Source organism: Catellatospora paridis, assembly GCF_009720365.1.
Classification (GTDB): domain Bacteria; phylum Actinomycetota; class Actinomycetes; order Mycobacteriales; family Micromonosporaceae; genus Catellatospora; species Catellatospora paridis.
The window spans coordinates 28,608-52,161 of the sequence record NZ_WBZD01000017.1 but is presented as its reverse complement, the minus strand read 5'-3'; the positions used below and the strand labels follow the sequence as shown (position 1 = coordinate 52,161).

Genomic DNA, 23,554 nt, shown 5'->3' with positions numbered 1-23,554 from the left:
GGTGGATACACCTCTGTCCTATGCGGCGTTGACAACGCGGAGGGATACGGCCGGTTCGCCCGGGATGGCGACCATGCCGCGGCCGGCGGTACGCGCGGCGCTGGGTTTGCGGTTGACGTCGACCAGGCGGGTGGTGCCGGTGGTGCGGGGAAGGGCCGGGCCGACCGGTTCGGCCACCGCTGGCACGAGCCGGCTGCGCGCGTACAGCCACAGCAGTTCGTGCAGCGCGTAGTGGCCCGGCCCTTCCTCCAGGAGGTTCGCGTCGACAAGCTGGTCCAACAGCTCTTCGGCCGACGCGCGAGCGGCACCGAACAGCTGGGCGCTGTCGGTGACCGTGAAGACGGGGTCAGCGGCCGCGCCGAGCCTGGTGAAGGCTTCGGCGAGGGCTGGTTCCAGGCGGGCCAGCGCCCGCTGGAAGCTGTTGCGCACCGACAGCAGCGGCTCGTCGGGCAGCGCGAGCCGGGCGATCCGGTCGTCGCGCAGCCAGGTCACCGCGTCGGCGATGCGCAGGCGGGGGCGGGTCTGCAGCCGCGCGCCGACGATGCGCAGCGCCAGCGGCAGGTGGCCGCAGGCGATGGCGAGCCGGGACAGCTCGTGTGGCTCGGCCCCGGACCGCTCCGCGCCGAGCACCGTGGCCAGCAGCTGGTCGGACTCGTCGGGGTCCAGCACGTCCAGCCGGTGCACCCAGCCGCCGTGCGTGGCGACCAGGCCGGCGAGGCTGCGCTGGCTGGTGATGACGACGGCGTTGCCCGCGGCCGCGCCGTAACCCGGCAGCAGCGGGCGCACCTGCTCCACCCCGAGCACGTCGTCGAGCACCAGCAGGCCGCGCGGATTGCCGGTCACCGGCCGGTGGCCGGCCGGCCCGAAGGCGGCGTCGAGCTGCCGAGTGATCTCTGCGGCCGGGCGGGCCAGCCCGTCCGGGCCGGTCATCGCCACGAACAGCTCGCCGCCGGGAAAGCCCGCCTGGACGAGCCCGGCGACGTGCACGGCCAGCGCCGTCTTGCCGATCCCGGGCGGCCCGGTGAGCAGCACGGTCGCCGCGCCGGGATCGGCCAGCCGGGCGACGATCGCGTCGCTGACCACGGCCCGCCCGGTGAAGCTGGACACCGTCGGCATGCCGTGCGTGGCGACGGGCACCGCCGAGGCGGCGGGGCCGGGATCGGGCCGCTCGGCCACAGCCACCGGCGGCAGCTCCTCGCCCCGCAGGATGACCATCTCGAGCCGCTGCAGCCCGCGCCCCGGATCGACACCCAGCTCGTCGAGCAGGTACTCCTTGATCCGGCGGATCTCGCTGAGCGCGTCGGCCTGCCGGCCGGTGCGGTAGAGCGCCTCGATGAGCTGCTCACCGAAACGTTCGTGGCCGGGGTGGCTGCGCGCGGCCTCCCACAGGTCGACCAGCGCCGACCGGGACCGGCCGAGCGAGATCTTGATGTCGCTGGCCCGCTCCAGCACCTTCAGCCGCTCCTCGGTCACCCGCGGCACCACGTCGCGGTGCAGGGCGTCCGAGGGCACGTTGGTGAGCAGCGGGCCGCGCCACAGCGACAGCGCGCCCTCCAGCAGCGAGAGCTCGGCCTCGGCGTCGACCTCCGCGGCTGCCCGGCGCACCAGCTCGCGGAACCTGAGCAGGTCCAGCGACTGCGGGCCGGCCAGGATGCGGTAACCGCCGGGCACGGTCTCGATGGCGTTGGCGACGATGCCGTGCCGGCCGAACAGCTGCCGCAGTCGCATGGCGCAGGTCTGCAGCGCGGCCTTCGCGGTGACCGGCTGGTCCTCGCCCCAGATCGCGCGCTGCAGTGCCCCGACCGAGACCACCGCGTTGGGGTTGAGCAGCAGCACGGCCAGCAGGATCGTCGGCTTCGACGGTGCGAGCACGACGGAGTCCGAGCCGTCGGTGATGGTCAGCGGCCCGAGCAGTTGGAAGCGGGTCCGGCCCGGCGCCGGGTCGGCCTGACCTGGCGCCGGTGGCGTCTCGTGCCCCGGTCCCGGACCGTCGATGGTCCAGGCGTTGCGTATTTGCTGCATGGCGATGGCACCTCTCGGCGGGATCTGAGGGCCCAGCGGGCGGTGGAACACTCGGCTGCGGCGGGGCCGGCCGGTCTGGCACGGGTCACGGCCGGTGAATGGACCAACCGCGGAGTGCCGGCACGTTGTGAATCGCGCGTCCGCAGACCTTGCGGACGATGTAGTCGGAGATGCTCTGCTCGGAGGCGACCGTGAATACGCCGACTTCCACACAGTCGGCGCCGGCACGGGCGTGGATGTGCTTCACTCCGTCAGACAGAGCCGCGTTGAGCCATAACAGGTCGACGATCTCGCTGACTGACAGGTGGATGCCGGGGCTTTCCGGCGGCCGGAGGACGATCATTGTCAGCAGCATTTCCTGGTGCCGTTCTAGTCGGTCTTGGCTGTCGGGCTCTGCGGCACCCGGCTCCAGTCGAAGCCATCCGCGACGGTGTCGGTGCGGTGTTGCGGTACGCCGGTGAATGCAGCATTGGACGCGATGACCGAGAGGCTGAAGAATGCGGCGACGGCGAGTCCGCAGCGCATTGCGACAGACATTTTCATGACCTTCATGACAGCTTCTCCCCAAGCTAGTAGGTCGTTTTCTCCGGTGCTTTTCTCGCTCTGGGATAAGCGTGCATCCAGCAAGCCGCCGTGTCATCGATTCTGTATTGGACCGAAGCGGCCCTGGCCACTTCCGTCCACGCCCGCAGCGGAGAAACAGCAGCTCAGGGCCGGTTCATCCGGACAGGCGCGCCGGAGCTAGCCCGGGTGCCGAGGCGCGCGATCCGTTGCGGCGCACGGGTTCGCGAGCGTCCGGGCAGGTGAAGGGTGGTCTAGGTGGCCGGAAACGGCCAGCCGCGGCCGGCCGCCGATGGGCCGGGCCCACCCGGGCCGGGCACCCGCGATGCGGGCTGCGGAGCAGCGCACATCTACCGCCGGGTAACGATCCACCATCAGCCGAACGGCTCATGCCAATAAGCCGGTTGTCATATTCTCGGTCACGTTTGCTGTCCTATTCCGCCACTCCACAATGGACCGAATGTGTTGCACAATGTGGCCGAGGCGCGCTCTGAGGACGACGGGGGAAGCATGCTGGAGCGACTCGGGGTGTCGGCCGAGGCCGAGTCTGTCTACTGGGCCATGCTGAAGCACCCCACCTGGGACGTCGAGGAGATCGCCGAGGCGCTCAGCCTGCCGGAGTCCCGGGTCAGGGAGGCGCTCGGCTTCCTCGCGGAACGGGCGATGATCCAGCCGGCGGCGGGCCGTCCGGGGATGCTGCGCGCGGTCAGCCCGAAGCTGGGGCTCACCGCGCTGCTGGCGCATGTCGAGGCCGAGCTGTCCGAACGCCAGCAGTACTTCGCGACGGTCCGGGCGTCCATCGTCGCGGTGGCCGACGCGTACGACAACGGCCACGAGCGCGACGAGGTGGTGCGCCTCGACGGCCTGGACGCGGTGCGCGACCGGCTGGCCGAGCTGGCCCGCACGGCGCGGCACGAGTGCGCCACGTTCACGGCCGGCAACGCCCTGCCGCCCACCGCGATCGCGTCCGGCAAGTCGCTCAACCAGCTGGCGCTGGAGCGCGGCGTCGCGATCCGCAACATCTACCAGGAGAGCAGCCGCAACGATCCGGCGACACTGGCGTACGCGACCTGGATGGCCTCGATCGGCGGCCGCAGCCGCACCGTGGCGACCGTGCCGATGCGCCTGACCCTGGTCGACCGGGAGATCGCGCTGCTGCCGCTGGACGTCGCCGACAGCAGCAAGGGCGCGCTGGAGATCCGCAGCGGCAGCATGGTCGCCGCGCTGTGCCTGCTGTTCGACCAGACCTGGGAGCTGGCCACCCCGTTCGGCGAGACGCCCCAGCTCGACGAGCACGGGCTCAACCCGCAGGAACTCACCGTGCTGCGGCTGCTCAACGCCGGGCACACCGACGAGTCGGTGGGCCGCAAGCTCGGCGTGTCCGGGCGCACCGCCCGGCGGATCGTGGCCGACCTGATGAAGCGGCTCGGGGTCGAGAGCCGCTTCCAGGCCGGCGCCGAGGCGGTGCGGCGGGGTTGGCTCTGAGCCCCTCGCCCACTACTTGATCTTGATCGACACCGGCACACTGCGGTCGGTGCCGACCCTGGCGAACAGCTGATACGACCCCGCCGCCGGCGCGGGCCCGGTGGCCACCCGCACCTGGTTCTTGGCGCAGGCGCTGCTGGACTTGCCGTTCCAGAGCACGGTGAACACCATCTCCCGGCCCGCCGCGAGCCCGGTGACCTGCTTGCCCTTCGGCGCGCCGCAGTGGTCCGACGACCACACCTTGTCGGTGCCGTGCATCAGGAACAGCTCCTGCGCGTCGGCCCCGATGTCGCGGTTGCAGGTGTGCTTCGACAGGTTCTTGAGCACCAGCGTGAAGCCGATCGGGGTACCGCTCTTCACCTCGGTCTTCGACGCCCGCGCGATCACCTGCAGGTCGCCGTCGGTGCAGGACTCCTTCGCCGCCACCGGCTTGGGCTTGGCCCCGGCCGCCTGCGGCGCGTACCGCACGCGGTAGATCTTCGCGGTCGGCAGGATCGGGTTGTAGCCCTGGTCGGGGTAGAGCCCCGAGAAGTAGAGCCCGTCCGGGCCGGCGGCGATGCCTGCGACCGTCGTCTTGCCGTACCCGTTGTATTCGACCAGGGTCTTGGGCTTGGACACCGAGCCGTCCTTGCCGAAGGTGAACTCGACGATGCGCTTGCCCCGCAGCTGCGGACCGGTCCCGTAGGTCGGGCCGCTTTCGGACACGAACGCGTTGCCGAGCTTCGTGTCGGGGAACCCGGCCGTCTGGTTGCCCTCCTTCTGGATGAAGGTGATGCCCACCGGCGCGTGCGTCGGCGCCCAGTTGTAGAGCGCCTTCTTCTTCAGGCTGGAGGTGTTGGAGTTCCAGCCGTAGTCGGCGCCCTTGAGGATCCGGGCCAGCCGGTCGTTGTTGGTCGAGCCGTTCTCCACCGAGTAGTGCTGGCCGTCCGCCGCCCGCCAGGCCCCGCCGAACGGGTTGCGGAAGCCCGACGCGAAGACCAGGTCCTTGACCTTGCTCTTGTCCGCCGGGTCGTAGAACGGGTTGTCCTCGGGCGCGGTGCCGTCCAGGTTGACCCGCAGCACCTTGCCCCGGGCGTCGGTGAGATCGCGCGCGCTGGTCGGGACGAACCCGTCCCCGATGTGGATGTACAGCTTGCCGTCCGGCCCGATGGTCAGGTTCGAGATCTGATGCGAGGCGACCAGCGGATCGTCCTTGAGGTCCAGGACGGTGGTGACGGTCTTGCCGGTCAGGCCGCCGTCCTCGCTGTGGATGCGCACGACCTTCGGGAAGAACTCCAACCCCGCCTTGTACAGCATGCTGGCGAACACGTCGCCGGTCGTCGGTTCGACCACGACGCCGGTCAGGCCGATCTCGCCGGTGCCCGGGAAGTCCGCGTACGGGTCCCAGTTCAGCAGGTTCTTGGCGTACACCCCGACCTTCAGGTCGCCGCGCACCACCTTGATCGTGCCGTAAAGCTCGGTGACGTAGAACATCGGCTTGTCGGGCGCGATGGCGTGCGAGGGCACCATGGCGATGTTCACCGGCAGCTCGAACCCCGACGCCACCTCCTCGACCTTGTACCCGGGCTGGGCCACCACCCACTGCGGCGCGCCGGGCAGCGGCTTGCGCTCCTTGTCGGTCCGGAACGGCCGCGAGGTGTACGGGCTCCACTCCGTCGCCGGGTTGCCGCTGCTGTCCTTGTGCCGGACCCGCAGCTCGTAGTCGCGGTCGCCGGGCAGGTCACGGCGCGTCGCGAAGGCGTTCTCGAAGACGCCGTCGCCGAAGTGGGTGTGCGTCTTCTGCACGCCGCTGATGCAGTCGGCGAACCACACCCGCTCGTGCGGCTGCACCGTCCAGATCTCCCAGTCGGTGCAGACGTGCTCGCTGCCCGCGTCGACATCCTGCATGGGGCTGGTCTCCATGTGCACGTCCGCGCCGCTGAGCAGCTGGCCGGCGTTCTCCGGCTCGGTGATCACCGGGCCGAGCGGGGCCGACGTGGCGGGCAGCACCGGGCCACCGGTGTGCTGGCACGCGGCGATCACACCCAGGATGGTGAGCAGGATCGCGACCAGGATGGACTCGCCGGCGAGCGCGATCTTGCGAGCGTTCATGCGGGCTGTCCCCCGGGGTCGTGTCGTCACCTCACGTAACTCGGGCGAGGGTACAGAGACTTTTGGGGGCTGTTGTGTATTACACGCCCATTATTACGAACAACGACCCATTTGTCCGTTTATCTCTGCCGGGGCTGCGGGCGCTGTCGTCACGCAGGCCTTGCGGATCGGCACCGGCCGGAGAGCAGGGTTCCGCCCTGCTCGCACTGGAGGCGGAGTCGAATATTGCCATAGCGTGTCCGGATGACGCATGCGACCTTCGCCGACGGTGACGCCTACGAGGCCTATGTGGGCCGGTGGAGCCGTCCCGTCGCGCGGGCCTTCCTCCGGCGGCTGGGCGTGCCGGCCGGACGCGAGTGGCTCGACGTGGGCTGCGGCACCGGCGCGCTGAGCGAGACCATCCTGGACATGGCCGATCCCGCGCGGGTCACCGGGGTGGACAAGTCCGAGACCTTCGTCGACCTGGCGCGGACCCGCCTCGGCGACGCGCGGTCGAGCTTCGAGGTCGGCGACGCCGGGGCCCTGCCGCTGACCGACCACAGCATCGATGTGGCCGTCAGCGGCCTGGTCCTGAACTTCGTACCCGATCCGGCGCAGGCTGTCGCCGAGATCGCGCGGGTGCTGCGGCCGGGCGGCGTGGCCGCCGCCTACGTCTGGGACTACGCCGAGGGTATGGCCATGATGCGGCACTTCTGGGACGCCGCCGCCGAGCTCGACCCTGCTTCGGCCGCGTGGGACGAGGGCCGCCGCCCGTCGGTGTGCAACCCTGACGCGCTGCGCGCGCTGTGGACCGAGGCCGGGCTGACGGCGGTGGCCGTCGAATCCGTCCAGGTCCCGACGGTCTTCGCCGGCCTCGGCGACTACTGGGGACCGTTCCTGGGCGGGCAGGGTTCCGCGCCCGGATACCTGCGCGGGCTGCCCGACGCGCATCGCACCGAACTGCGCGAGCTGCTGCGCTCCCGGCTCCCGTCCAGCCCGGACGGCACGATCTCCCTGACGGCCCGAGCCTGGACGGTGCGGGGCCGAGCCTCCTGACCAGCTATTACAAAGAGGACAAAAGGCCCGACGGCATGTACGGGCTGACTCCATGATCCGTTTTTGTGGACGCCGGTTGCCCATATAGGGGCAGCTATCGTCCGCAAAAACGGATCATGGAGCGGTGTCAGGTTCGCTCAGGCGATGCCGCTCGTCCGCAACGCAACCGAACACGCAAGGACGTTGCTGGACCGAAGATCGCCCCGCAACGGGTCGAATTCGGCCGTCCATGGCGCGCTGTCCGGCCTGGCCAGCGAGAATTCAGGCATGTGGGAGCCGGTGCTGGACCGCGACGCGCGCGGCACCGCAGCACGGGCCGCCGCCGCCCGACTGGCGTCCGCGGGCGTGCACGCCGTCGCCCTGACCTGGGTCGACAACGCCGGGGTGACCCGGGTCAAGGGCGTCCCCACCGAGCGTCTGGACCACGCCGCAGCGTGGGGCGTCGGCATGTCCCCGGTGCACGACGTGTTCTGCGTCGACGACAGCATCACCGCCGGCGACCTGATCGGCGGCCCGGTCGGCGACCTGCGCCTGCACCCCGACCTGGACGCGCTGACGGTGCTGGCCGCGATGCCCGGCTGGGCCTGGGCGCCGGTGGACCGCTGGACCCAGGACGGCGAGCCGTACCCTGTGGACCAGCGGCTGTTCGCCAAGCGCATGGTCGAGCGGGCCCGTGCCGCGGGCCTGCATCTGCGCATGGCGTTCGAGATCGAGTGGTATCTGGCGAGGCCCGACGGGAGCCCCGCGGCCGACGGTCCGGCCTATGGCATGGCGCGGCTGGCGGAGCTGTCGGGCTTCGGCAGGGACCTGCTGGCCGCGCTGGCCGCGCAGGGGGTGGCGGTGGAGCAGTTCCATCCCGAGTACGGCCCGGGGCAACTCGAGGTGTCGGTCGCGCACGCGGACCCGGTCACCGCCGCCGACCGGGTGGTGCTGGTCCGGGAGACGATCCGGGCGCTGGCGTTCCGGCACGGGTTCCGCGCCTCGTTCGCCCCGGTGTCCGTCGCGGACCAGGTGGGCAACGGCATGCACCTGCACTTCTCGCCCTGGGCGGGCGGGGTGAACCTGCTCTCCGGCGGCGACGGCCCCTACGGCATGACGCGCCGCGGGGAGTCGGTGCTGGCCGGGGTGCTGCAACGGCTGCCCGCGCTGGCCGGGCTGGGCGCGCCGAGCCCGGCCAGCGCGCTGCGCCAGGCCCCGCAGCGCTGGGCCGGGGCCTACCAGTGCTGGGGGCACGAGAACCGGGAGGCGGCGCTGCGCTTCGTCACCGGCGCGACCGGCCACCGGGACACCGCCGCCAACGCCGAGATCAAGTGCGTGGACGGCTCGGCGAACCCGTACCTGGTGGCCGGGGCCGTCTGCGCGCTGGCCACGGACGCCGCGGGGGCGGGCATACGGCTGCCCGACGAGGTGCGGGTCGACCCGTTCACGCTCGCCGAGGCGCGCCGCCCACCCCGGCTGCCGGACTCCCCCGCGCTGGCCGCCGAGCGCCTGCGCGCCGACGCGGGCCTGGTCGCGATGCTCGGCGAGCCGCTGCTCGACGCGTTCGGCGCGGTGCACCGCGCCGAGGCCGACACCCTCGGCCGCCTGACCACCGCCCAGCTCGTGGAGGCCGTCCGGTGGCGCTACTGACCGCGAGGTGCCCGAAGGCGGCGGCCCGAGCGGCGCTCACCGCGACGCGGCAGGCAGCGGCGGTCCGATGGATGGGCTGACCGAGGACCTCCCGCTGATCGACGGGCACTGCCATGCGATCACGATGGCTCCGCTGGACGACGCGGCGTTCGAGATGTGGTGCACCGAGGCGGACGAGCCGCCGCCGGCGGGCACGTCCTACCTGGACAGCCAGGTCGGGCTGGCGCTGCGCCGCTGGTGTGCGCCAGTGCTGGAGCTGCCCGCGCACGCCCCGGTCGAGGAGTACCTGCGGCGGCGGCGCAGGCTGGGGCCGGACGAGGTCGCGGGGCGGCTGCTGCGGGCGGCGGGCCTGTCCGCGCTGCTGGTGGACACCGGCCCGGTCGCGGGCGGCCTGGCCGACCGCGGCGTGCTGGGCACGCTGGCCGGAGCCCCAACCCACCAGGTGGTACGCCTGGAGCTGCTGGCCGAGCAGGTCGCGCCGGGAGCCGACGCGGGCGGGTTCGCGGCCGCGTTCGCCGAGGCGCTCGACGAGGCACTGCCCGGGGCGGTGGCGACGAAGTCGATCGCGGCGTACCGGCACGGCCTGGACCTGGACCCGGCGCGGCCGGAACCGTACGAGGTGAGCGCGGCGGCGGCGCGCTGGTTACGCGACGGCGGGCGGCTGGCCGATCCGGTGCTGCTGCGCCACCTGCTGTGGAGCGCGGTCGACGCGGGGCTGCCGATCCAGCTGCACACCGGTTTCGGCGACCGCGACGCGGCGCTGGCCCGCGCCGACCCGGCGCTGCTGCAGCCGTTCTGCGAGGCCACGCTGCCGTTCGGGGTGCCCCTGGTGCTGCTGCACTGTTACCCGTACCACCGCCAGGCCGGCTGGCTGGCCCAGGTGTATCCGCACGTCCACGCCGACCTGGGGCTGGCCGTCCCGCACCTGGGCGGCCGGGCCACGGCGGTGCTCGGCGAGTTCCTGGAGCTGGCCCCGTTCGGCAAGGTGATCTACTCTTCCGACGCGTACGGCCTGCCGGAGCTTTACCTGATCGCCGCGGCGCAGCTGCGGCACAGCCTGGGCCTGGTGCTGGCCGAGATGGTCGACGACGGCGCGGCGGCCCCGGCCGACGCGCGGCGCATCGCCGAGCAGGTCGGCGCGGGCAACGCGGCCCGGGTCTACCGGCTGGGCTGATCACGCCCGGCACACCGGTCGCCGGGTAGACGATCAGAACGTGAGGGAATGGGTATGGGCCAGAGGTCAGCCGCACCCACCGGATCGAGGTGACGCATGAACCCCGCCGCCAGAACGCGCTACGGCACGCCCGCTGGTACCGCCCCGTACCGCAGGACCCGGCGGAACCTGCTGCCTCCCCCTGCCCCGCCGGTGCCGGAGCACGAGGAGGCGGCCGGGCACGACGTCCCGACCGGGCCGACCCCGATGACGCCGCACGACCAGGTCCTCGTGGAGGGCCCGTTCACCCGGGTCGACCTGCGCGGGATCCGTCGGCGCATCCACGAGCTGGGCGCGTCGTGGCGGCTGCCGGAACCGGTCGGCTGGGCGCTGGAGCTGGTGACGACGGAACTGGTCGTCAACGTCGTCATGCACGCCGAGGGGCAGGGCAGGCTGCGGCTGTCCCGCTACCCGGGATGGGTGTTCTGCCAGGTCAGCGACGTCGGGTCGGGAGTGAGCCGGCCTTACACGGCGGGCTGGCAGCCACCGTCGGGGACGCAGACCTCCGGCCGGGGCCTGTGGATCGCCCGATGCTTCTCCGAGCGGCTGACCATCGACTCCAGCGCGCTGGGCACCACGGTCACCGCGAAGATCTGGGCGCCGTCCGGGCCGCGGTGAGTCAGAGCCAGGTCGGGCGCAGCGGCATACCGCTGCCTCCGCGCGTGTCCAGGCGTACGCCCAGCACCTGGTGCAGCTGGACCTGGTCACGTTCGAAGCCGAGGCGGCAGCCGGCCAGGTAGAGCCGCCACACGCGGGCCCGGCTGTGCCCGATCTCCTCGGCCGCCTCCGCCCAGTGCCGTTCCAGGTTCGCCGACCACTGAGCCAGCGTCAGCGCGTAGTGCTCGCGGAAGTTCTCCTCGTGGCGGATCTCGAACCCGTTCTCGTTCATCACGCCGATCAGGTGGCCGATGCCCTCCAGCTCGCCGTCGGGGAACACGTACTGGTTGATGAACGTGCGCCGGTAGCGCCCCGGGTCGCGGTTGTCGGGCCGGGTGATGCAGTGGTTGAGCAGCCGCCCGCCGTAGCGCAGCCGCTGCTGCAGGAACCGGAAGTAGCCGGGCAGCTGGGCACGGCCGATGTGCTCGGTCAGCCCGATCGAGCTGATCGCGTCGTAGTGGTTGACCGGCACGTCGCGGTAGTCCATGTGGCGCACCTCCGCCAGGTCGGACAGGCCCGCGTCGGCGATCGCCTTGGCCGCCCACTCGGCCTGCCGCCGGGACAGGGTGACCCCCAGCGCCTTCACGCCGTACTCGCGGGCGGCGTGCATGACCATGCCGCCCCAGCCGCAACCGACGTCCAGCAGCCGTTTGCCGGGCTGCAGGTCGAGCTTGCGGGCGACCAGGTCGTGCTTGGCGAACTGGGCCTGCTCCAGGGTCGCCGCCGCGTCGGGGAAGACCGCGCAGGTGTACGCCATGGACGGGCCGAGCAGCCACTCGTAGAACCGGTTGGACACGTCGTAGTGGTGGGAGATCGCGGCCTGGTCGCGCTCCTTGGAGTGGCGGCGGCCGTGCAGCCGGGCCTCCATCGGCGGCCGGGGCGGCGGCTTCAGCAGCCGCAGCCCGCCCAGGTCGCGCAGCGCGTGGTAGCGGCCGGACCAGGACTGGTCCAGCTTCAGCCCGTTGACGGCGACCAGCGCCTCGTACATGTCGCCGTGCACCTCCAGGTCACCGGAGACGTAGGCGCGGGCCAGGCCCAGCTCGTTGCGGCCGGTGGCCAGGTAGGACAGCGCGCGCTCGCTGCGCACCTCGAAACCGACGGCGGCGTCGGACGGGCCCGCGACGCTGCCGTCGTAGGCGGAGAATCGCACCGGGACCGGGCCCGTGACGAGCCCCTGGACTACCTTCGCAATCGCCATCTCAGCCTCACCGAACACACTTGTCGTAAAGGTCGGGCAGCCGACCGTCCGGGTCGTACTCGCCCTTCACCGCCGCGTACGCGGGGCCGTTGTAGAGATCCCAGAACTCCTCGCGCGTGTAGTGCACCGTGGAATAGAGGGACTTGTGCCCGCCGAGCGCGTCGACGCGGGACTCGATGAGCCGGTTGTGGAAGTCCGCGGCCTGGCCCGGCCGCCGCGCGACGCTGGACCAGAACCCGAAGTTGACGTACAGGTCGTCGGGTTTGAGCGGGTAGAGCGGCCACGGCACGGGATCGCGCAGCCGCAGCGGGCACAGCCACAGCGGGGTGATGCCGACCTCGCCGAGGAAGAAGTCCAGGAACTCCGGGCCCTGGCGCACCGGCACCTCGACGTCCTGCACCACCGCCTCCTGGGCGGGCCGCCCGCGCACCTTGTCCAGGCGGGCGCTGAGCCGGTGCCTGCGGTCGAAGGCGACGATGCGGTGGTAGACGTCGGAGCGCCGGTAGGCGCTCGGCCACAGCCTGCGGACCAGGGGATGCTGCGCGCCGAAGGCCCGCGAGCACCAGAACCAGTCGGTGTCCCAGCGCCACAGGTAGTCGCGCACCGACAGGTAGTCGATGGGCCGCCGGGCGGGCGACCGGTAGTAGATCTCCTGACCGGTGTAGTCGCTGGTCCACGGCGCGGTGTCGGTGAGCGTGCCGATGGTCAGGTACATCTGGCGGCCGTGGAAGACGGTGCCGTCGAGGAAGTCGACCCGGGCGTCGCCGTCGCGGCCGGTGCTGCACAGCTCGTCGAGCGCGGCGAAGCAGGCGGCGGCGTTGTCGAACCGGCGGTGCCGCAGCCGCACATACGGCTGCACGGGCTCCAGTTCGATGGTCAGCCGCAGCGCGTAGCCGAGCGTGCCGTACGAGTTGGGGAACGCGCGGAACAGCTCGGCGTGCTCGTTGTCGGGCCGGGCGACGACCACCCGCCCGTCGCCGGTGAGGATCTCCATCTCCAGCACGGACTCGTGTGGCAGCCCGTTGCGGAACGACGACGACTCGATGCCCAGCCCGGCCACCGCCCCGCCGATGGTGATGGTCTTGAGCTGCGGCACGACCAGCGGCATCAGCCCGAAGCGCAGGGTCTCGTCGACCAGCCGCTCGTAGGTGACCATGCCCTGCACCTGGGCGGTGCGCTCGGTCTCGTCCACGTAGATCACCGAGTCGAACGCGCTTACGTCCAGGCCGCGCCCGGCGTCCGAGCGGCCGAAGCGGAACAGGTTGGACGTGCGCTTGGCCAGCCGCACCGGTTCCGTGCGGGGCAGAGCCTGGTACTGCGCCCACAGCGCGCGTACCGCACCGGCATGGTCCTCAACGGATGGCCCCACGCTCGAAACGTACCGCCGCCGGGTGTGCTCGGCGTCATAAATCACTCATCACCGATACCCACCCGTGGTTGACTTCATGTGTGCGCAAGTACGTGATCATGGGCGTCCAGGGCAGTGGCAAGGGCACCCAGGCCAAGCAGCTGGCCGCCGACTTCGACCTCGTGCACATCAGCGTCGGCGACGTCTACCGCTGGCACGTGCAGTACCACACCAAGCTCGGGGCGCAGGTGCGCCGGGCGATGAACGCCGGCGACCTGGTCGACGACGCCACCACCGAATCCGTGGTGCGCGACCGGCTGGCGCTGCACGACTGGAACTACGGCTTCGTGCTCGACGGCTTCCCCCGCAACCGCCGCCAGGCGCAGTTCTTCCTGGAGAGCTACGACGTCGACGCGGTGATCCACCTCGACCTGCCCGACAGCGAGGTGCGCCGCCGCGTGCTGGCCCGGCGGCTGTGCTCGAACTGCGGCATGGACTACAACCTCATCGAGCACCGCCCGGCCCGCGAGGGCCGCTGCGACGCCTGCGGCGGCGAGCTGGTCAGCCGCGCCGACGACACCGAGGAGGCGCTCGCCTCCCGGCTGGCCGACTACCACGCCAAGACCGACCCGGCGCTGGAGCTTTTCCGCGGCAAGGAACTCGTGATCAGCGTGGACGCCCGGGCCGCCAAGGCCGCCGTGCAGCGCGCCATCCGCGAGCAGCTCGGCCTGCCCGTGCCCGCCCGCAGGCCGTCGCGTGCCGCGGGCTGACCAGCGCAGATGATCTGCTACGGATCGAATTTGCGTACACTGGCGGGCATGACCGCGATGGCGCCCACCCGCACCAGCCCCGACCTGTCCTTCCTGCTGGACCACACCAGCCACGTGCTGCGCAGCCGGATGGCCGCGGCGCTGGGCGAGATCGGGCTCACCGCGCGGATGCACTGCGTGCTGGTGCACGCGCTGGCGGAGGAGCGGACCCAGATCCAGCTCGCCGCACTCGGGGACATGGACAAGACCACGATGGTGGTCACCGTCGACGCGCTGGAGAAGGCCGGCCTGGCCGAACGCCGCGCGTCGAGCACCGACCGGCGGGCCCGCATCATCGCGGTGACCCCGGACGGCGCGAAGGTGGCCGCGCGGAGCCAGGAGATCGTCGACCGGGTGCACGAGGAGACGCTGTCGGCGCTGCCCGCGGCGCAGCGCGAGGCCCTGCTGCGCGCCCTGGAAGGCCTGGTCGGCGGGCATCTGGCCACCCCTGCCGAGTCTGCGCAGCCGGTGCGGCGGGCGCGCCAGTAGCCAATCTGCTCCCGTAAAAGATTGTCTGCAACGAAACTATCCACTACGGTCACTCCTATCGGCACAGTCCACAGGAGGACCCGCATGTCCACGCCCGTCTCGTCCGCCCCGCCCCGTTCCCGCTGGATCGCCCTGGGGGTGATCGCGACCGGGCTGCTGATGACCGTCCTCGACGGCAGCATCGTCACCGTCGCGATGCCCGCCATCCAGCAGGATCTGGGCTTCTCCCCCGCCGGCCTGAGCTGGGTGGTCAACGCCTACCTGATCGCGTTCGGCAGCCTGCTGCTGCTGGCCGGGCGGCTCGGCGACCTCATCGGCCGCCGCCGGCTGTTCCTGGCCGGAACCGCGGTGTTCACCGCCGCCTCGCTGCTGGCCGGGCTCGCCGACACCCCGGCGCTGCTCATCGCCGCCCGCTTCGGCCAGGGCCTCGGCAGCGCCATGGCCGCCGCGGTCGGCCTGGGCATCCTGGTCAACCTGTTCCCCAAGCCCGCCGAGCGGGCCAAGGCGATCGCGGTGTTCAGCTTCACCGGCGCGGCCGGGGCCTCGCTCGGCCAGGTGCTCGGCGGCGTGCTCACCGATGCGCTCGACTGGCACTGGATCTTCTTCGTCAACCTGCCCATCGGCGTCGCCGCCCTGGCGGTCGCCGTCGCGGTGCTGCCCGCCGACCGCGGCCTGGGACTGGCCGCCGGAGCCGACACGATCGGCGCGCTGCTGGTCACGGCCGGGCTGATGCTGGGCATCTACACCGTGGTCAAGGTCGAGGAGCACGGCTGGACGTCGACCCGGACGCTGACCACCGGCGCGGTGGCCGTGCTGCTGCTGGCCGCGTTCGTGGTCCGACAGGCCACCGCCCGGCGGCCGCTGATGCCGCCCCGCGTCCTGCGCTCGCGCAGCGTCGCCGGGGCGAACCTGGTGCAGATGCTGATGGTCGCGGCCCTCTTCTCCTTCCAGATCATCACCGCGCTGTACCTGCAGAAGGTCCTCGGGTACGGCGCGGGCGAGACCGGGTTGGCGATGCTGCCCGCCGCGCTGGTGATCGGCGCGGTGTCGCTGGGGGTCTCGGCCCGGCTCAACACCCGCTTCGGCGAGCGCCGGGTGCTGCTGACCGGCCTCGCCCTGCTGATCGTGCTGCTGGGGCTGCTGGCCCGCATCCCGGTGCACGCGTCGTACGTCACCGACCTGCTCCCGGCGATGCTGTTGGCGGCCGGGTTCGGGCTGGCCCTGCCCGCGCTGACCACGCTCGGCATGTCCGGCGCGGGGCCGGACGACGCCGGGCTCGCGTCCGGCCTGTTCAACACCACGCAGCAGATCGGCATGGCGGTCGGCGTCGCGGTGCTGTCGACCCTGGCCGCGGGGCACACCGGACACGCGCTGGCCGGGGGCGCGAGCCAGGCCGCGGCACTGACCGGCGGTTACCGGTTGGCGTACACGGTCGGGGCGGGACTGATGGTCGCCGCCTTCGCGGTCGCGTACACCGTGCTGCGCGAGCCACGCCGGACCATACCGGCGCAACCGGCGCGCCCAACCGTGCCCGCCGCCGCCTGACCCCGCTCATGATCCGTTGTGCGGAGCGGTGTCCCGGCTGATCCGAGATAGACGTTGGCCTATCTAGATGAGAAATCGTAGATCGAATCCATCTAGATAGGCCAATGTCTATTGGAAGCGCGGACGGGGCGACGCTCAGCGCTCGTCGGACGGCGGGCGGTCGTCGTCGGCGGGGACGAAGCCGGCGGGGACCTGGGGGGACGCGGACACGGCGTGGCGGCCTGATTCGGTTACCGGCTCGGACGACATCTGCAGGTCCGCGGCCTGCGGCGGGACCAGGCCGAGGCGCACCGACGGGGTGGGCAGCACGGCGTCGAGCAGCCAGTCGGCGGCCACTCTCGCCCGGTTGCCGGGCAGCGAGACCAGGTGGTAGCCGCGGGTCACCAGCGACGCGGGCAGCCCGGACAGGGGCACGCCGAACGGGTTCGCGGCCGCGTCCAGCCCGCCGAGGTCGACCAGGAAACCCAGGTCGTGGTGCCGGTACGGCTTGCGCGTGCCGACCCCGCAGGAGGCGGCGACGTTGTGCGCGGCGACCCGGCCCTGCCGTACCGCGTGCTGGGCGGTCATCGGGGTGTGGTGGCCCGGACGGGTCAGGTCGGGCACGGCGGCGGCGTCGCCGCAGGCGAACACCTCGGGGTGGCCGGTCACGGTGAGGTATTCGTCGACGATCAGGCGGCCCTCCGCCGACGGCAGCCCGAGCCCGTCCACCAGCGGGTCGGGGCGCACGCCGACGCACCAGATCAGCGAGCGCGTCGGCACGTACGAGTCGTCGGTGAGCTGCACGCCCTCGGCCTCGGCCTGGCGCACCGAAGTACGCATCCGCACGTCGACCCCGCGCCGGGCCAGCACCCGCGCGGCGGTGCGCGACAGCCGCGGGTCGAGCTCGGGCAGCACCCGCTCGGCGGTGTCCAGCAGCAGCCAGCGGGGCCGTTCCCGCAACCGGGGCAGCGACTTGGCCAGCGCGTCGGTGAACAGCTGCCCGTGCGCGGCGACCTCGGTGCCGGTGTACCCGGCGCCGACCACGACGAAGGTGCACCGGGCGCGGCGCTCCTCCGGGTCGGTGGCCTGCGCGGCCAGCTCCACCTGCAGCGTGATGTGGTCGCGCAGGAACATCGCCTCGGCCAGGCCGCGCAGGCCGTGCGCGTACATGCCGACGCCCGGGATGGGCAGCAGCCGGTTGACGCTGCCCGGCGTGAGCACGAGCCGGTCGTAGTCGATCGTGTTCTCCGCGCCCTCGGGGCCGGTGTAGGCGAGCCGCCGGTTCGCCAGGTCGACGTTCGTGACCATGCCGGGCACCTGCCGCACGTGCCGCAGCGTGCCGGTCAGCGACACCGCGATCCGGCGCGGCTCCAGCAGGCCCGCCATCACCTCCGGCAGCAGCGGCACGTAGAGCAGGTAGTCCGCCGGGTTGATGAGCGTGATGTCGGCGTGGCCGCGCGACTTGCGCGACAGGCTGCGGGCAGCGTGGAAGCCCGCGAATCCCGCTCCGACGATGACGATGCGAGGCCGGGCCATAGCCGTCTCCATTCCCCGGGACGGCATTCGCCAAACGCGCCGTGACCGGCTCTCGCGCACACTCTGTCACAGAATCGCAACGCTCCGCCGCCGGTTCCTCGCGCTTGGTAGTGTCCTGTCAGGCCTCGGGTTCCGCGTGGCTCACCCGGTTCCCATACGGCCTTCGGTTCCGGATCGGCGTTCGCGCCGGTAGAGCAGGGGGTGCGACACATGTTGGACGTTCGGAGCGAGCGGCTCGCGCGGCGGTTCCGGCTGTGGGACACCGACGGCAACGGCCACGTCGACCGGTCGGACTTCGAGGCCGAGGGCCGGCGCATCGTGGCGGCGTTCGGCGAGGACGAGCAGTCCCCGCGCGGCCGGGCCGTGCTCGACTCATACCTGGCGATGTGGGAGTACCTGGCCGCCAAGGCGAGCCTGCAGCCCGACGACACGCTCTCGGCCAAGCAGTTCGACCGCATCGCGCAGACCGAGATCATCCTCATGGGCAACACCGGTTTCAGCACCGTGCTGCGCCCGACCATCAGCGCCACCCTCGACCTGTGCGACACCGACGGCGACGGCCAGGTCAATCCGGCCGAGTTCCGCCGCTGGATCGAGGCCATCGGCGTGACCAAGCCCCACGCCGAGGAGGCCTTCGACCAGATCGACGAGAACCACGACGGCCAGCTCAGCATCGACGAACTCGCCCAGGCCGTCCGCGACTACCACGCCGGCCTCCTCGACATCCCCCTCCTAGGCAGGTAAGAAAGGCCACCTGCTGAACCCGGTCAGGACTCGGGGACCACCTCGGACGGGGACTTGTCCGGGCGTAGGCCGCGCCAGGCGGGGTGGCGCAGCCTGCCGTCGCGGGTCCATTCGGTGAACCGCACCTCCCCGACCAGCTTCGGTGTGACCCAGTGCGCGTCCTTGGCGTCGCGGGTCGGCAATGCTTCCGCGAACGGCGACGTGCTCCGCTCCAGCTTGGACAGCCGCTGCCGCAGGTCGTCGAGCATCTGCCGGGTGAAGCCGGTGCCGACCGAGCCGACGTAGCGCAACCCGTCCGGCCCGGGAATCCCCAGTAGCAGCGCCCCGATCGTGTCCGCACGGTTGCCCTGGCCCGGCCGCCACCCCGCGACGACCACCTCCTGCGTACGCAGGTTCTTCACCTTGATCCAGGCCCGTGACCGCCGCCCCGGCTCATACGCCGAGTCCAGCAGCTTCGCTACGACTCCCTCCAGGCCCTGCTCCCGCGAGGTCTCCAGCAGCCGCGTCCCGCCGCCCTCGGTGTACGGCGGGGTGTCCCAGTGCGCCCCCGACAGGCCCAGCCCCTCCAGCAGTTCACGCCGCTGCCGGTAGGGCAGCTTCGTGGTGTCCCGCCCGTCCAGGTGCAGCAGATCGAAGATGACGTAGGTGACCGGCGTCTGCGCGGCCAGCCGGCGCACCCGCGCCGCGTCCTGCACATGCATCCGCGGCTGTAGCGCGCCGAACGAGATCCGCCCCGAGCGGTCGAACGCCACCAGCTCGCCGTCGAACACCGCGGTGGTCGACCCGAGCGCCTCCGCGAACGCGCGCAGCTCCGGGTACGCCGCAGTGACGTACAGGTCGTTGCGGCTCAGCGCCCGCACCCGGCCGCCCTCGGCGTAGACGACGGCCCGCACCCCGTCCCACTTCAGCTCGTAGCCGTACCGGCCGTCCTGCGCCTTCGGCGGCAGTTCCCCCAGCGTCGCCATCATGGGCCGGATCAGGTCCGGCGGCGCGGTCCGGTCCGCCGGGGGCGGGTCCATGCGGTGCATCAACCACTGCGTGCCCTTCGTATGGATGAGCACGTAGCGCCCCTCCACCCGTTGCCCGTGCAGGACCACCTTGACCTCGTCGTCGGTCCACTTCTCCAGCTCGTACGCGCCCCGGTCCCAGATGCTCACCTCGCCCGCACCGTACTCGCCCGCCGGGATGTGACCGGCGAAGTCGGCGTACTCGAGTGGGTGGTCTTCGGTGTGGACGGCGAGGCGGTTGTCCTTCGGGTCCAGTGGCAGGCCCTTGGGGACGGCCCAGGAGACGAGCACGCCGCCGTGCTCCAGGCGGAAGTCCCAGTGCAGCGCGCGGGCGTGGTGCTCCTGGATGACGAAGGTGTCGTCATGCCCACGCGGCAGCGGCCCGGCCGCGGGCACCGGCTCGGGCGTACGCACCGCCGACCGCTTCCCCCGGTACGGCGCGAGCTTGTCGGCCACAGTGCAGTTCTACCCCGCCGCAGGCACATGCGGACCTGGTTTGCCCTGCACAACGGTCAGGTTGACGCCGGGCGTCGTCAGTCCTGCTCGGGCACGAAGGTGCCGCGCCCGGGGACCCCCACGATCGTTCCGCGCGTGCGCAGCACGATCATCACGCGCGAGATCGTTCCGTCGCTGACGTTGTAGAGGCTGGCGAGCTGCGCGATGGTCGGCAGTTGGCTGCCCGGCGCATACTCCCCAGCCGCGATACGGGCAGTGATGTCCTCTGCGATCTGCGCAGAACTCATGGGGATGGCAGGCATGGTGACTTCCTCGGGTCGGCTGCCCGAGTTGATCACGTCTAGTTACTTCATGGCAATCAAGTCTTGTGGCTCTACAACCTCTTACAGTAGGTTGCAGAAGAGCCTCCGGTCGGCACTTGAGGCTCACGAGCGGGCTGGAACGCACCCCAGCCCGCCTCCAGGACCGCCCCTGCCGTTCGCGCCCACCGAGACCGGGCGGCGGGGTGCCCTGCTTGGTGAGGAGTAAGCAGCATGGAGCCGATCACCGACAAGCGGGCGGCCTTCCTCTACGAGGAGCTGTACCGGCACCGCAACAGGAAGCGGACGGGCCGCTGCCGTATCTGCTCCCGGGTGAGCTGCCAGGCGACCTGGCAGGCGACGGCGGAGCTGCTCATGGCCGGTCGGCAACCCACCCAGCCCGGCAGACGGACCTGGCCGCTCTTCGGGTGAATGCCCCCGAGCCGCGCGACGACCTGCCGCAGCCGGCGGGGCAGCGGAGCCGGGATGCAACGGGCACACTCTCCCGCATGACGCCGACGACATCGCAGACGCGGCCGGACGGCGACCCGGCCGGCAGGCCTTCGCGTCGCGGCGCAAAGTTGCTGGAGACGCTCGGACACCTGCTTCTCATCGCGTGGATCGGCGCGTTGGTGGCGCTGGCGTTGTCGAAGTTCGAGCTGTTCGACGGCTGGGACACGCCGGCGGAGAACGCGGCGGAACTGCGGCTGACCGTCGGCTGCCTGAACGCACTGCTCGCGATTCAGGGCGCGGGCGCGCTGCTCTTCCTGGCGCAGCGCGGCAAGCGCGGGACCGGCGTGGCGCTGGCAGCCGCGACACTGCTGCTCTCGCTGGTCACGATCGGGTTGCGCGCCCCCGGCGGCACCCCGACGCCCGACGTCACGCCCACCGGTTGCTACTCCCGCAGTGGCGGCACCAACACCTGCGCCGGAGGCTGAGCAAGACCAGTCCGGGTCCACGTGACCCCGCGTCGTCCGGCCACATCGGAGCGGCACGGCGAATCCGTGACACGGCCGCGACAGACCCACCATCCGTACACATGATTTCGATGTCCATCGATCAGCTCTAGCGTCCCTTCCACATGCATGGGAACGGCGCGGACTACCCCACCGCGCCAGGGGCAGGAGAGGTGATTCGATGAACCTGAGGCGCTCCCTCAGCACACTCGGACTGACCGCGCTCGTCGCGGCGTCCACGCTCACCGGAGGGGCGGCGGTCGGTGTGGCCGCGGCACCCGCGCCGGTGTGCGTGGAGCCGGCCGCCGCGATGAAGGCCAAGCCGGGCGGCTCCGCCAAGCACGACCCCAACGAGCTCACCACGGAGCAGGTGGCCGCCAACGAGAAGGCACTGGAAGCCGCCCTCAAGGCCAAGGGCAAGGCCCGTGCCACCGCGGCCGCCGCGGCGGCCACCGTCACCATCCCGGTGGTCGTGCACGTGATCTCCGAGGACGGCACCCGCGCCAACGGCAACATCCCCGACTCGATGATCAACAACCAGATCAGCGTGCTGAACCAGGCGTACTCCGGCGGCACCGGCGGCGCGGCGACCGCGTTCGCGTTCCAGCTGCAGTCGATCAACCGGGTCACCAACGCCGCCTGGTATCCGATCGTCTACAACTCCAACACGGAGAAGGCGATGAAGTCGGCGCTGCGCGTCGGCGGCGACGGCACCCTGAACATCTACACCGGCCTGCTCAGCCAGGACCTGCTCGGCTGGGCCACCTTCCCCCAGTCGAACATCACCTCGTACGACGGCGCGGTGATCCTCGCCGAGTCGCTGCCCGGCGGCAACGCCAGCCCGTACAACCTGGGCGACACCGCCACCCACGAGATCGGCCACTGGCTGAACCTGTACCACACCTTCCAGGGCGGCTGTAACGGCCAGGGCGACCAGGTCGCCGACACCCCGGCGGAGAAGGCCGCCGCCTTCGGGTGCCCGACCAACCTGGACACCTGCAAGAACAAGCCGGGCCTGGACCCGATCCACAACTTCATGGACTACACCGACGACGCCTGCATGTTCGAGTTCACCGCGGGCCAGGCGACCCGCATGCTCGACGCCTGGACCGCGTACCGCGCGTGACGGCAGGTGGGGCCCGGTGCGTCCGCGCCGGGCCCCACTCCTGTTCGCCGGGTCCCGGCGACAGGTGGGTGCCGGGGCCCGGTGTCGGTCAGCTCTGCCGCAGTGCAGGCATCGGCACGGGGATGTTCAGGCTGGTCGCGCCGACGCCCATGCCACCCTCGCAGGTGTTCGGCGGGGCGGTGCCGACCCCGCGGGTCGACGGCTTCTCCGCGGCCCAGAACATGAAGCCCAGCATGCCCGCCGTGGTGCCCGCACCGTTCGGAGCCACCGACTGCACGTACGGGGCCGCGGCCTGCTGCACCGAGTTCGCAAAGTTCGTGCACTCCGCGCGGACCTTGCTGCCCTCGGCGATGTAGAGGCCGCCGGTGAACTTCGCCGGGGCCAGCGGCGGCACCGGCGGGTTGTACTGCGGCTTGCCGTCGATGTGCTCCTGCCAGTTGGCCTGCGCCGTCGACGCCGCCGGCTGCCGGGCCGGCACCATCGCGTTGGCCCAGTCCAGCACCGGGTTGTCGGTGCGCAGCCAGTCGGCGGTCGCCTTCTGGTTGAGCGCGATCAGCCAGCGGTCACCCGCGGCCACGTCGATGGTCAGCCGCGCCCGCGGGTTCGCGCCGCTCGCGTCGTACGGGTGGACCGCCCGGTACGCGGTGATGAAGTTCTGCAGCGCCGCGACGTTCGGGCTGCTGTTCTGCTCGTAGTCGATCTCGATGCCGACCCCGAACTGCGTCGCCACCGCGGCCGCGCGCTGCCCGAGCAGGGTGCCGCTCGTGGCGAGCGCGGTGTCCCAGTCGTCGGTGTAGGTGATGCCGCCGATCGACAACATCACCCGGATGCCGCGCGAGGTGAAGTGGTTGACGATCTCCTGCGTCATACCCCGCGGCACACCGTTGAGGGTGGCCGCGTCGGTGGTCTGGTTCAGCAGCTTCAGCGGGTTGACGAAGCTGAGCACGACCAGGTTGACCGACGGCCGGCCGTCACCGCGGTCGACGAGCCAGTGGTTCTGGCTGTCGAACTCGGCCACGGTGCGCGGCGTCGCCCACAGGCAGGCGTCGTTGCTGCAGTGCCAGGCGCCGTAGATCTGGATCGGTGTGATCGCCGCGGCCTGCGGCGTGGGCGGGGGCGCGGCCGCCGCGGGCAGCGGGCCGGCCAGCCCGATCAGTACGGCGAGGAGCAGCGTGAGGCGTCTCATGAGGACCTCCGTTGATGGTGCCTGAACAGAAACCGGAAAGAAGGTTCACCGTTAAGGCGTCAACGAACGCCGATGTGTCACGGGCCCCAGGCGCACCATGATCGTTCGACTTGCCGGGCAGGTGGGCGAATGCGGGGTCAAGATACGCACAGGTGCCAGGCAGGTCGAACGATCAAAGCGGGA

Annotated in this window: 22 protein-coding genes; 12 read left to right on the top strand and 10 right to left on the bottom strand. The window is 71.5% G+C overall.

The window, feature by feature from the left end:
* Nucleotides 1–18: 18 nt before the first annotated feature.
* The 3 genes from F9C41_RS31195 to F9C41_RS31185 form a co-directional block, all read right to left on the bottom strand.
* Nucleotides 19–2,022 (bottom strand): AfsR/SARP family transcriptional regulator, encoded by a 2,004-nt coding sequence (locus F9C41_RS31195; RefSeq protein WP_155390398.1) that lies wholly within the window; start codon nt 2,020–2,022, stop codon nt 19–21.
* A gap of 85 nt (nt 2,023–2,107) precedes the next feature.
* A complete protein-coding gene (locus F9C41_RS31190) occupies nt 2,108–2,365 on the bottom strand; it encodes a hypothetical protein (RefSeq protein WP_155390397.1) in 258 nt (85 codons plus the stop codon).
* A 26-nt stretch (nt 2,366–2,391) separates the two neighbouring features.
* Nucleotides 2,392–2,574, bottom strand: coding sequence for a hypothetical protein (locus tag F9C41_RS31185; protein WP_155390396.1), 183 nt, complete (start codon nt 2,572–2,574; stop codon nt 2,392–2,394).
* Nucleotides 2,575–3,093: 519 nt separating this feature from the next.
* On the opposite strand from F9C41_RS31185, the gene F9C41_RS31180 reads away from it, so the two are divergent.
* Nucleotides 3,094–4,068: a TrmB family transcriptional regulator gene (locus F9C41_RS31180; protein WP_155390395.1), complete on the top strand. Its 975-nt coding sequence runs from the start codon at nt 3,094–3,096 to the stop codon at nt 4,066–4,068.
* Between the two features lie 12 nt (nt 4,069–4,080).
* Here the strand turns inward: F9C41_RS31180 and F9C41_RS31175 are convergent, their stop codons facing one another.
* Entirely contained in the window at nt 4,081–6,159 is a 2,079-nt protein-coding gene (locus F9C41_RS31175) for a PQQ-dependent sugar dehydrogenase (RefSeq protein WP_155390394.1), read from the bottom strand.
* Between the two features lie 243 nt (nt 6,160–6,402).
* On the opposite strand from F9C41_RS31175, the gene F9C41_RS31170 reads away from it, so the two are divergent.
* The 4 genes from F9C41_RS31170 (at nt 6,403) to F9C41_RS31155 (ending at nt 10,654) form a co-directional block, all read left to right on the top strand.
* Complete coding sequence (locus F9C41_RS31170; RefSeq protein ID WP_155390393.1) at nt 6,403–7,194, top strand: class I SAM-dependent methyltransferase; 792 nt, start codon at nt 6,403–6,405, stop codon at nt 7,192–7,194.
* Between the two features lie 267 nt (nt 7,195–7,461).
* Nucleotides 7,462–8,823 carry a type I glutamate--ammonia ligase gene (locus F9C41_RS31165; RefSeq protein WP_155390392.1) on the top strand — a complete coding sequence of 454 codons (1,362 nt, stop codon included), beginning with the start codon at nt 7,462–7,464 and terminating at the stop codon, nt 8,821–8,823.
* A 67-nt stretch (nt 8,824–8,890) separates the two neighbouring features.
* Complete coding sequence (locus F9C41_RS31160) at nt 8,891–9,997, top strand: amidohydrolase family protein (protein ID WP_155390391.1); 1,107 nt, start codon at nt 8,891–8,893, stop codon at nt 9,995–9,997.
* Nucleotides 9,998–10,093: 96 nt separating this feature from the next.
* Nucleotides 10,094–10,654, top strand: coding sequence for an ATP-binding protein (locus F9C41_RS31155; protein ID WP_155390390.1), 561 nt, complete (start codon nt 10,094–10,096; stop codon nt 10,652–10,654).
* A gap of 1 nt (nt 10,655) precedes the next feature.
* On the opposite strand, the gene F9C41_RS31150 is transcribed toward F9C41_RS31155, so the two are convergent.
* Together F9C41_RS31150 and F9C41_RS31145 are read right to left on the bottom strand one after the other, a co-directional pair.
* A complete protein-coding gene (locus F9C41_RS31150; protein WP_155390389.1) occupies nt 10,656–11,891 on the bottom strand; it encodes an SAM-dependent methyltransferase in 1,236 nt (411 codons plus the stop codon).
* A gap of 7 nt (nt 11,892–11,898) precedes the next feature.
* The gene (locus F9C41_RS31145; protein WP_230690151.1) at nt 11,899–13,260 is read right to left on the bottom strand and encodes an FAD-binding oxidoreductase; all 1,362 of its coding nucleotides are present in this window, start codon (nt 13,258–13,260) and stop codon (nt 11,899–11,901) included.
* An 80-nt stretch (nt 13,261–13,340) separates the two neighbouring features.
* On the opposite strand from F9C41_RS31145, the gene F9C41_RS31140 reads away from it, so the two are divergent.
* From F9C41_RS31140 to F9C41_RS31130, 3 genes are all read left to right on the top strand, one after another.
* Nucleotides 13,341–14,009, top strand: a complete 669-nt coding sequence (locus F9C41_RS31140; RefSeq protein WP_155390388.1) for an adenylate kinase family protein — start codon at nt 13,341–13,343, stop codon at nt 14,007–14,009.
* 48 nt (nt 14,010–14,057) lie between these two features.
* On the top strand, nt 14,058–14,537 hold the full coding sequence (locus F9C41_RS31135) for a MarR family winged helix-turn-helix transcriptional regulator (protein WP_155390387.1): 480 nt from the start codon (nt 14,058–14,060) through the stop codon (nt 14,535–14,537).
* An 84-nt stretch (nt 14,538–14,621) separates the two neighbouring features.
* Nucleotides 14,622–16,082, top strand: coding sequence for an MFS transporter (locus F9C41_RS31130; protein ID WP_155390386.1), 1,461 nt, complete (start codon nt 14,622–14,624; stop codon nt 16,080–16,082).
* 135 nt (nt 16,083–16,217) lie between these two features.
* Here F9C41_RS31130 and F9C41_RS31125 read toward each other — a convergent pair whose 3' ends face one another.
* On the bottom strand, nt 16,218–17,597 hold the full coding sequence (locus F9C41_RS31125) for an NAD(P)/FAD-dependent oxidoreductase (protein ID WP_155390385.1): 1,380 nt from the start codon (nt 17,595–17,597) through the stop codon (nt 16,218–16,220).
* Nucleotides 17,598–17,807: 210 nt separating this feature from the next.
* Between F9C41_RS31125 and F9C41_RS31120 the strand changes: the two genes are divergently transcribed.
* Complete coding sequence (locus tag F9C41_RS31120) at nt 17,808–18,341, top strand: EF-hand domain-containing protein (RefSeq protein WP_155390384.1); 534 nt, start codon at nt 17,808–17,810, stop codon at nt 18,339–18,341.
* 23 nt (nt 18,342–18,364) lie between these two features.
* On the opposite strand, the gene ligD is transcribed toward F9C41_RS31120, so the two are convergent.
* Both ligD and F9C41_RS31110 read right to left on the bottom strand, forming a co-directional pair.
* The gene (gene ligD, locus F9C41_RS31115; protein WP_155390383.1) at nt 18,365–19,804 is read right to left on the bottom strand and encodes a non-homologous end-joining DNA ligase; all 1,440 of its coding nucleotides are present in this window, start codon (nt 19,802–19,804) and stop codon (nt 18,365–18,367) included.
* Between the two features lie 77 nt (nt 19,805–19,881).
* Complete coding sequence (locus F9C41_RS31110; protein ID WP_155390382.1) at nt 19,882–20,106, bottom strand: winged helix-turn-helix domain-containing protein; 225 nt, start codon at nt 20,104–20,106, stop codon at nt 19,882–19,884.
* A 231-nt stretch (nt 20,107–20,337) separates the two neighbouring features.
* Here F9C41_RS31110 and F9C41_RS31105 point away from each other — a divergent pair, with 231 nt between their 5' ends.
* The 3 genes from F9C41_RS31105 (at nt 20,338) to F9C41_RS31095 (ending at nt 22,185) form a co-directional block, all read left to right on the top strand.
* Nucleotides 20,338–20,535: a hypothetical protein gene (locus F9C41_RS31105; protein WP_155390381.1), complete on the top strand. Its 198-nt coding sequence runs from the start codon at nt 20,338–20,340 to the stop codon at nt 20,533–20,535.
* A gap of 77 nt (nt 20,536–20,612) precedes the next feature.
* On the top strand, nt 20,613–21,041 hold the full coding sequence (locus F9C41_RS31100; protein ID WP_155390380.1) for a hypothetical protein: 429 nt from the start codon (nt 20,613–20,615) through the stop codon (nt 21,039–21,041).
* 199 nt (nt 21,042–21,240) lie between these two features.
* The gene (locus tag F9C41_RS31095; RefSeq protein ID WP_155390379.1) at nt 21,241–22,185 is read left to right on the top strand and encodes a zinc metalloprotease; all 945 of its coding nucleotides are present in this window, start codon (nt 21,241–21,243) and stop codon (nt 22,183–22,185) included.
* An 88-nt stretch (nt 22,186–22,273) separates the two neighbouring features.
* Here F9C41_RS31095 and F9C41_RS31090 read toward each other — a convergent pair whose 3' ends face one another.
* The gene (locus F9C41_RS31090; RefSeq protein WP_196280038.1) at nt 22,274–23,371 is read right to left on the bottom strand and encodes a glycoside hydrolase family 18 protein; all 1,098 of its coding nucleotides are present in this window, start codon (nt 23,369–23,371) and stop codon (nt 22,274–22,276) included.
* Nucleotides 23,372–23,554 lie beyond the last annotated feature (183 nt).

Bases quoted from the DNA above. Each gene is read 5' to 3' on its own strand.
- F9C41_RS31195 (WP_155390398.1), bottom strand. From the start codon at position 2,022: ATGCAGCAAATACGCAACGCCTGGACCATCGACGGTCCGGGACCGGGG.
- F9C41_RS31190 (WP_155390397.1), bottom strand. From the start codon at position 2,365: ATGATCGTCCTCCGGCCGCCGGAAAGCCCCGGCATCCACCTGTCAGTC.
- F9C41_RS31185 (WP_155390396.1), bottom strand. From the start codon at position 2,574: ATGAAGGTCATGAAAATGTCTGTCGCAATGCGCTGCGGACTCGCCGTC.
- F9C41_RS31180 (WP_155390395.1), top strand. From the start codon at position 3,094: ATGCTGGAGCGACTCGGGGTGTCGGCCGAGGCCGAGTCTGTCTACTGG.
- F9C41_RS31175 (WP_155390394.1), bottom strand. From the start codon at position 6,159: ATGAACGCTCGCAAGATCGCGCTCGCCGGCGAGTCCATCCTGGTCGCG.
- F9C41_RS31170 (WP_155390393.1), top strand. From the start codon at position 6,403: ATGACGCATGCGACCTTCGCCGACGGTGACGCCTACGAGGCCTATGTG.
- F9C41_RS31165 (WP_155390392.1), top strand. From the start codon at position 7,462: ATGTGGGAGCCGGTGCTGGACCGCGACGCGCGCGGCACCGCAGCACGG.
- F9C41_RS31160 (WP_155390391.1), top strand. From the start codon at position 8,891: ATGGATGGGCTGACCGAGGACCTCCCGCTGATCGACGGGCACTGCCAT.
- F9C41_RS31155 (WP_155390390.1), top strand. From the start codon at position 10,094: ATGAACCCCGCCGCCAGAACGCGCTACGGCACGCCCGCTGGTACCGCC.
- F9C41_RS31150 (WP_155390389.1), bottom strand. From the start codon at position 11,891: ATGGCGATTGCGAAGGTAGTCCAGGGGCTCGTCACGGGCCCGGTCCCG.
- F9C41_RS31135 (WP_155390387.1), top strand. From the start codon at position 14,058: ATGACCGCGATGGCGCCCACCCGCACCAGCCCCGACCTGTCCTTCCTG.
- F9C41_RS31130 (WP_155390386.1), top strand. From the start codon at position 14,622: ATGTCCACGCCCGTCTCGTCCGCCCCGCCCCGTTCCCGCTGGATCGCC.
- F9C41_RS31125 (WP_155390385.1), bottom strand. From the start codon at position 17,597: ATGGCCCGGCCTCGCATCGTCATCGTCGGAGCGGGATTCGCGGGCTTC.
- F9C41_RS31120 (WP_155390384.1), top strand. From the start codon at position 17,808: ATGTTGGACGTTCGGAGCGAGCGGCTCGCGCGGCGGTTCCGGCTGTGG.
- F9C41_RS31110 (WP_155390382.1), bottom strand. From the start codon at position 20,106: ATGCCTGCCATCCCCATGAGTTCTGCGCAGATCGCAGAGGACATCACT.
- F9C41_RS31105 (WP_155390381.1), top strand. From the start codon at position 20,338: ATGGAGCCGATCACCGACAAGCGGGCGGCCTTCCTCTACGAGGAGCTG.
- F9C41_RS31100 (WP_155390380.1), top strand. From the start codon at position 20,613: ATGACGCCGACGACATCGCAGACGCGGCCGGACGGCGACCCGGCCGGC.
- F9C41_RS31095 (WP_155390379.1), top strand. From the start codon at position 21,241: ATGAACCTGAGGCGCTCCCTCAGCACACTCGGACTGACCGCGCTCGTC.
- F9C41_RS31090 (WP_196280038.1), bottom strand. From the start codon at position 23,371: ATGAGACGCCTCACGCTGCTCCTCGCCGTACTGATCGGGCTGGCCGGC.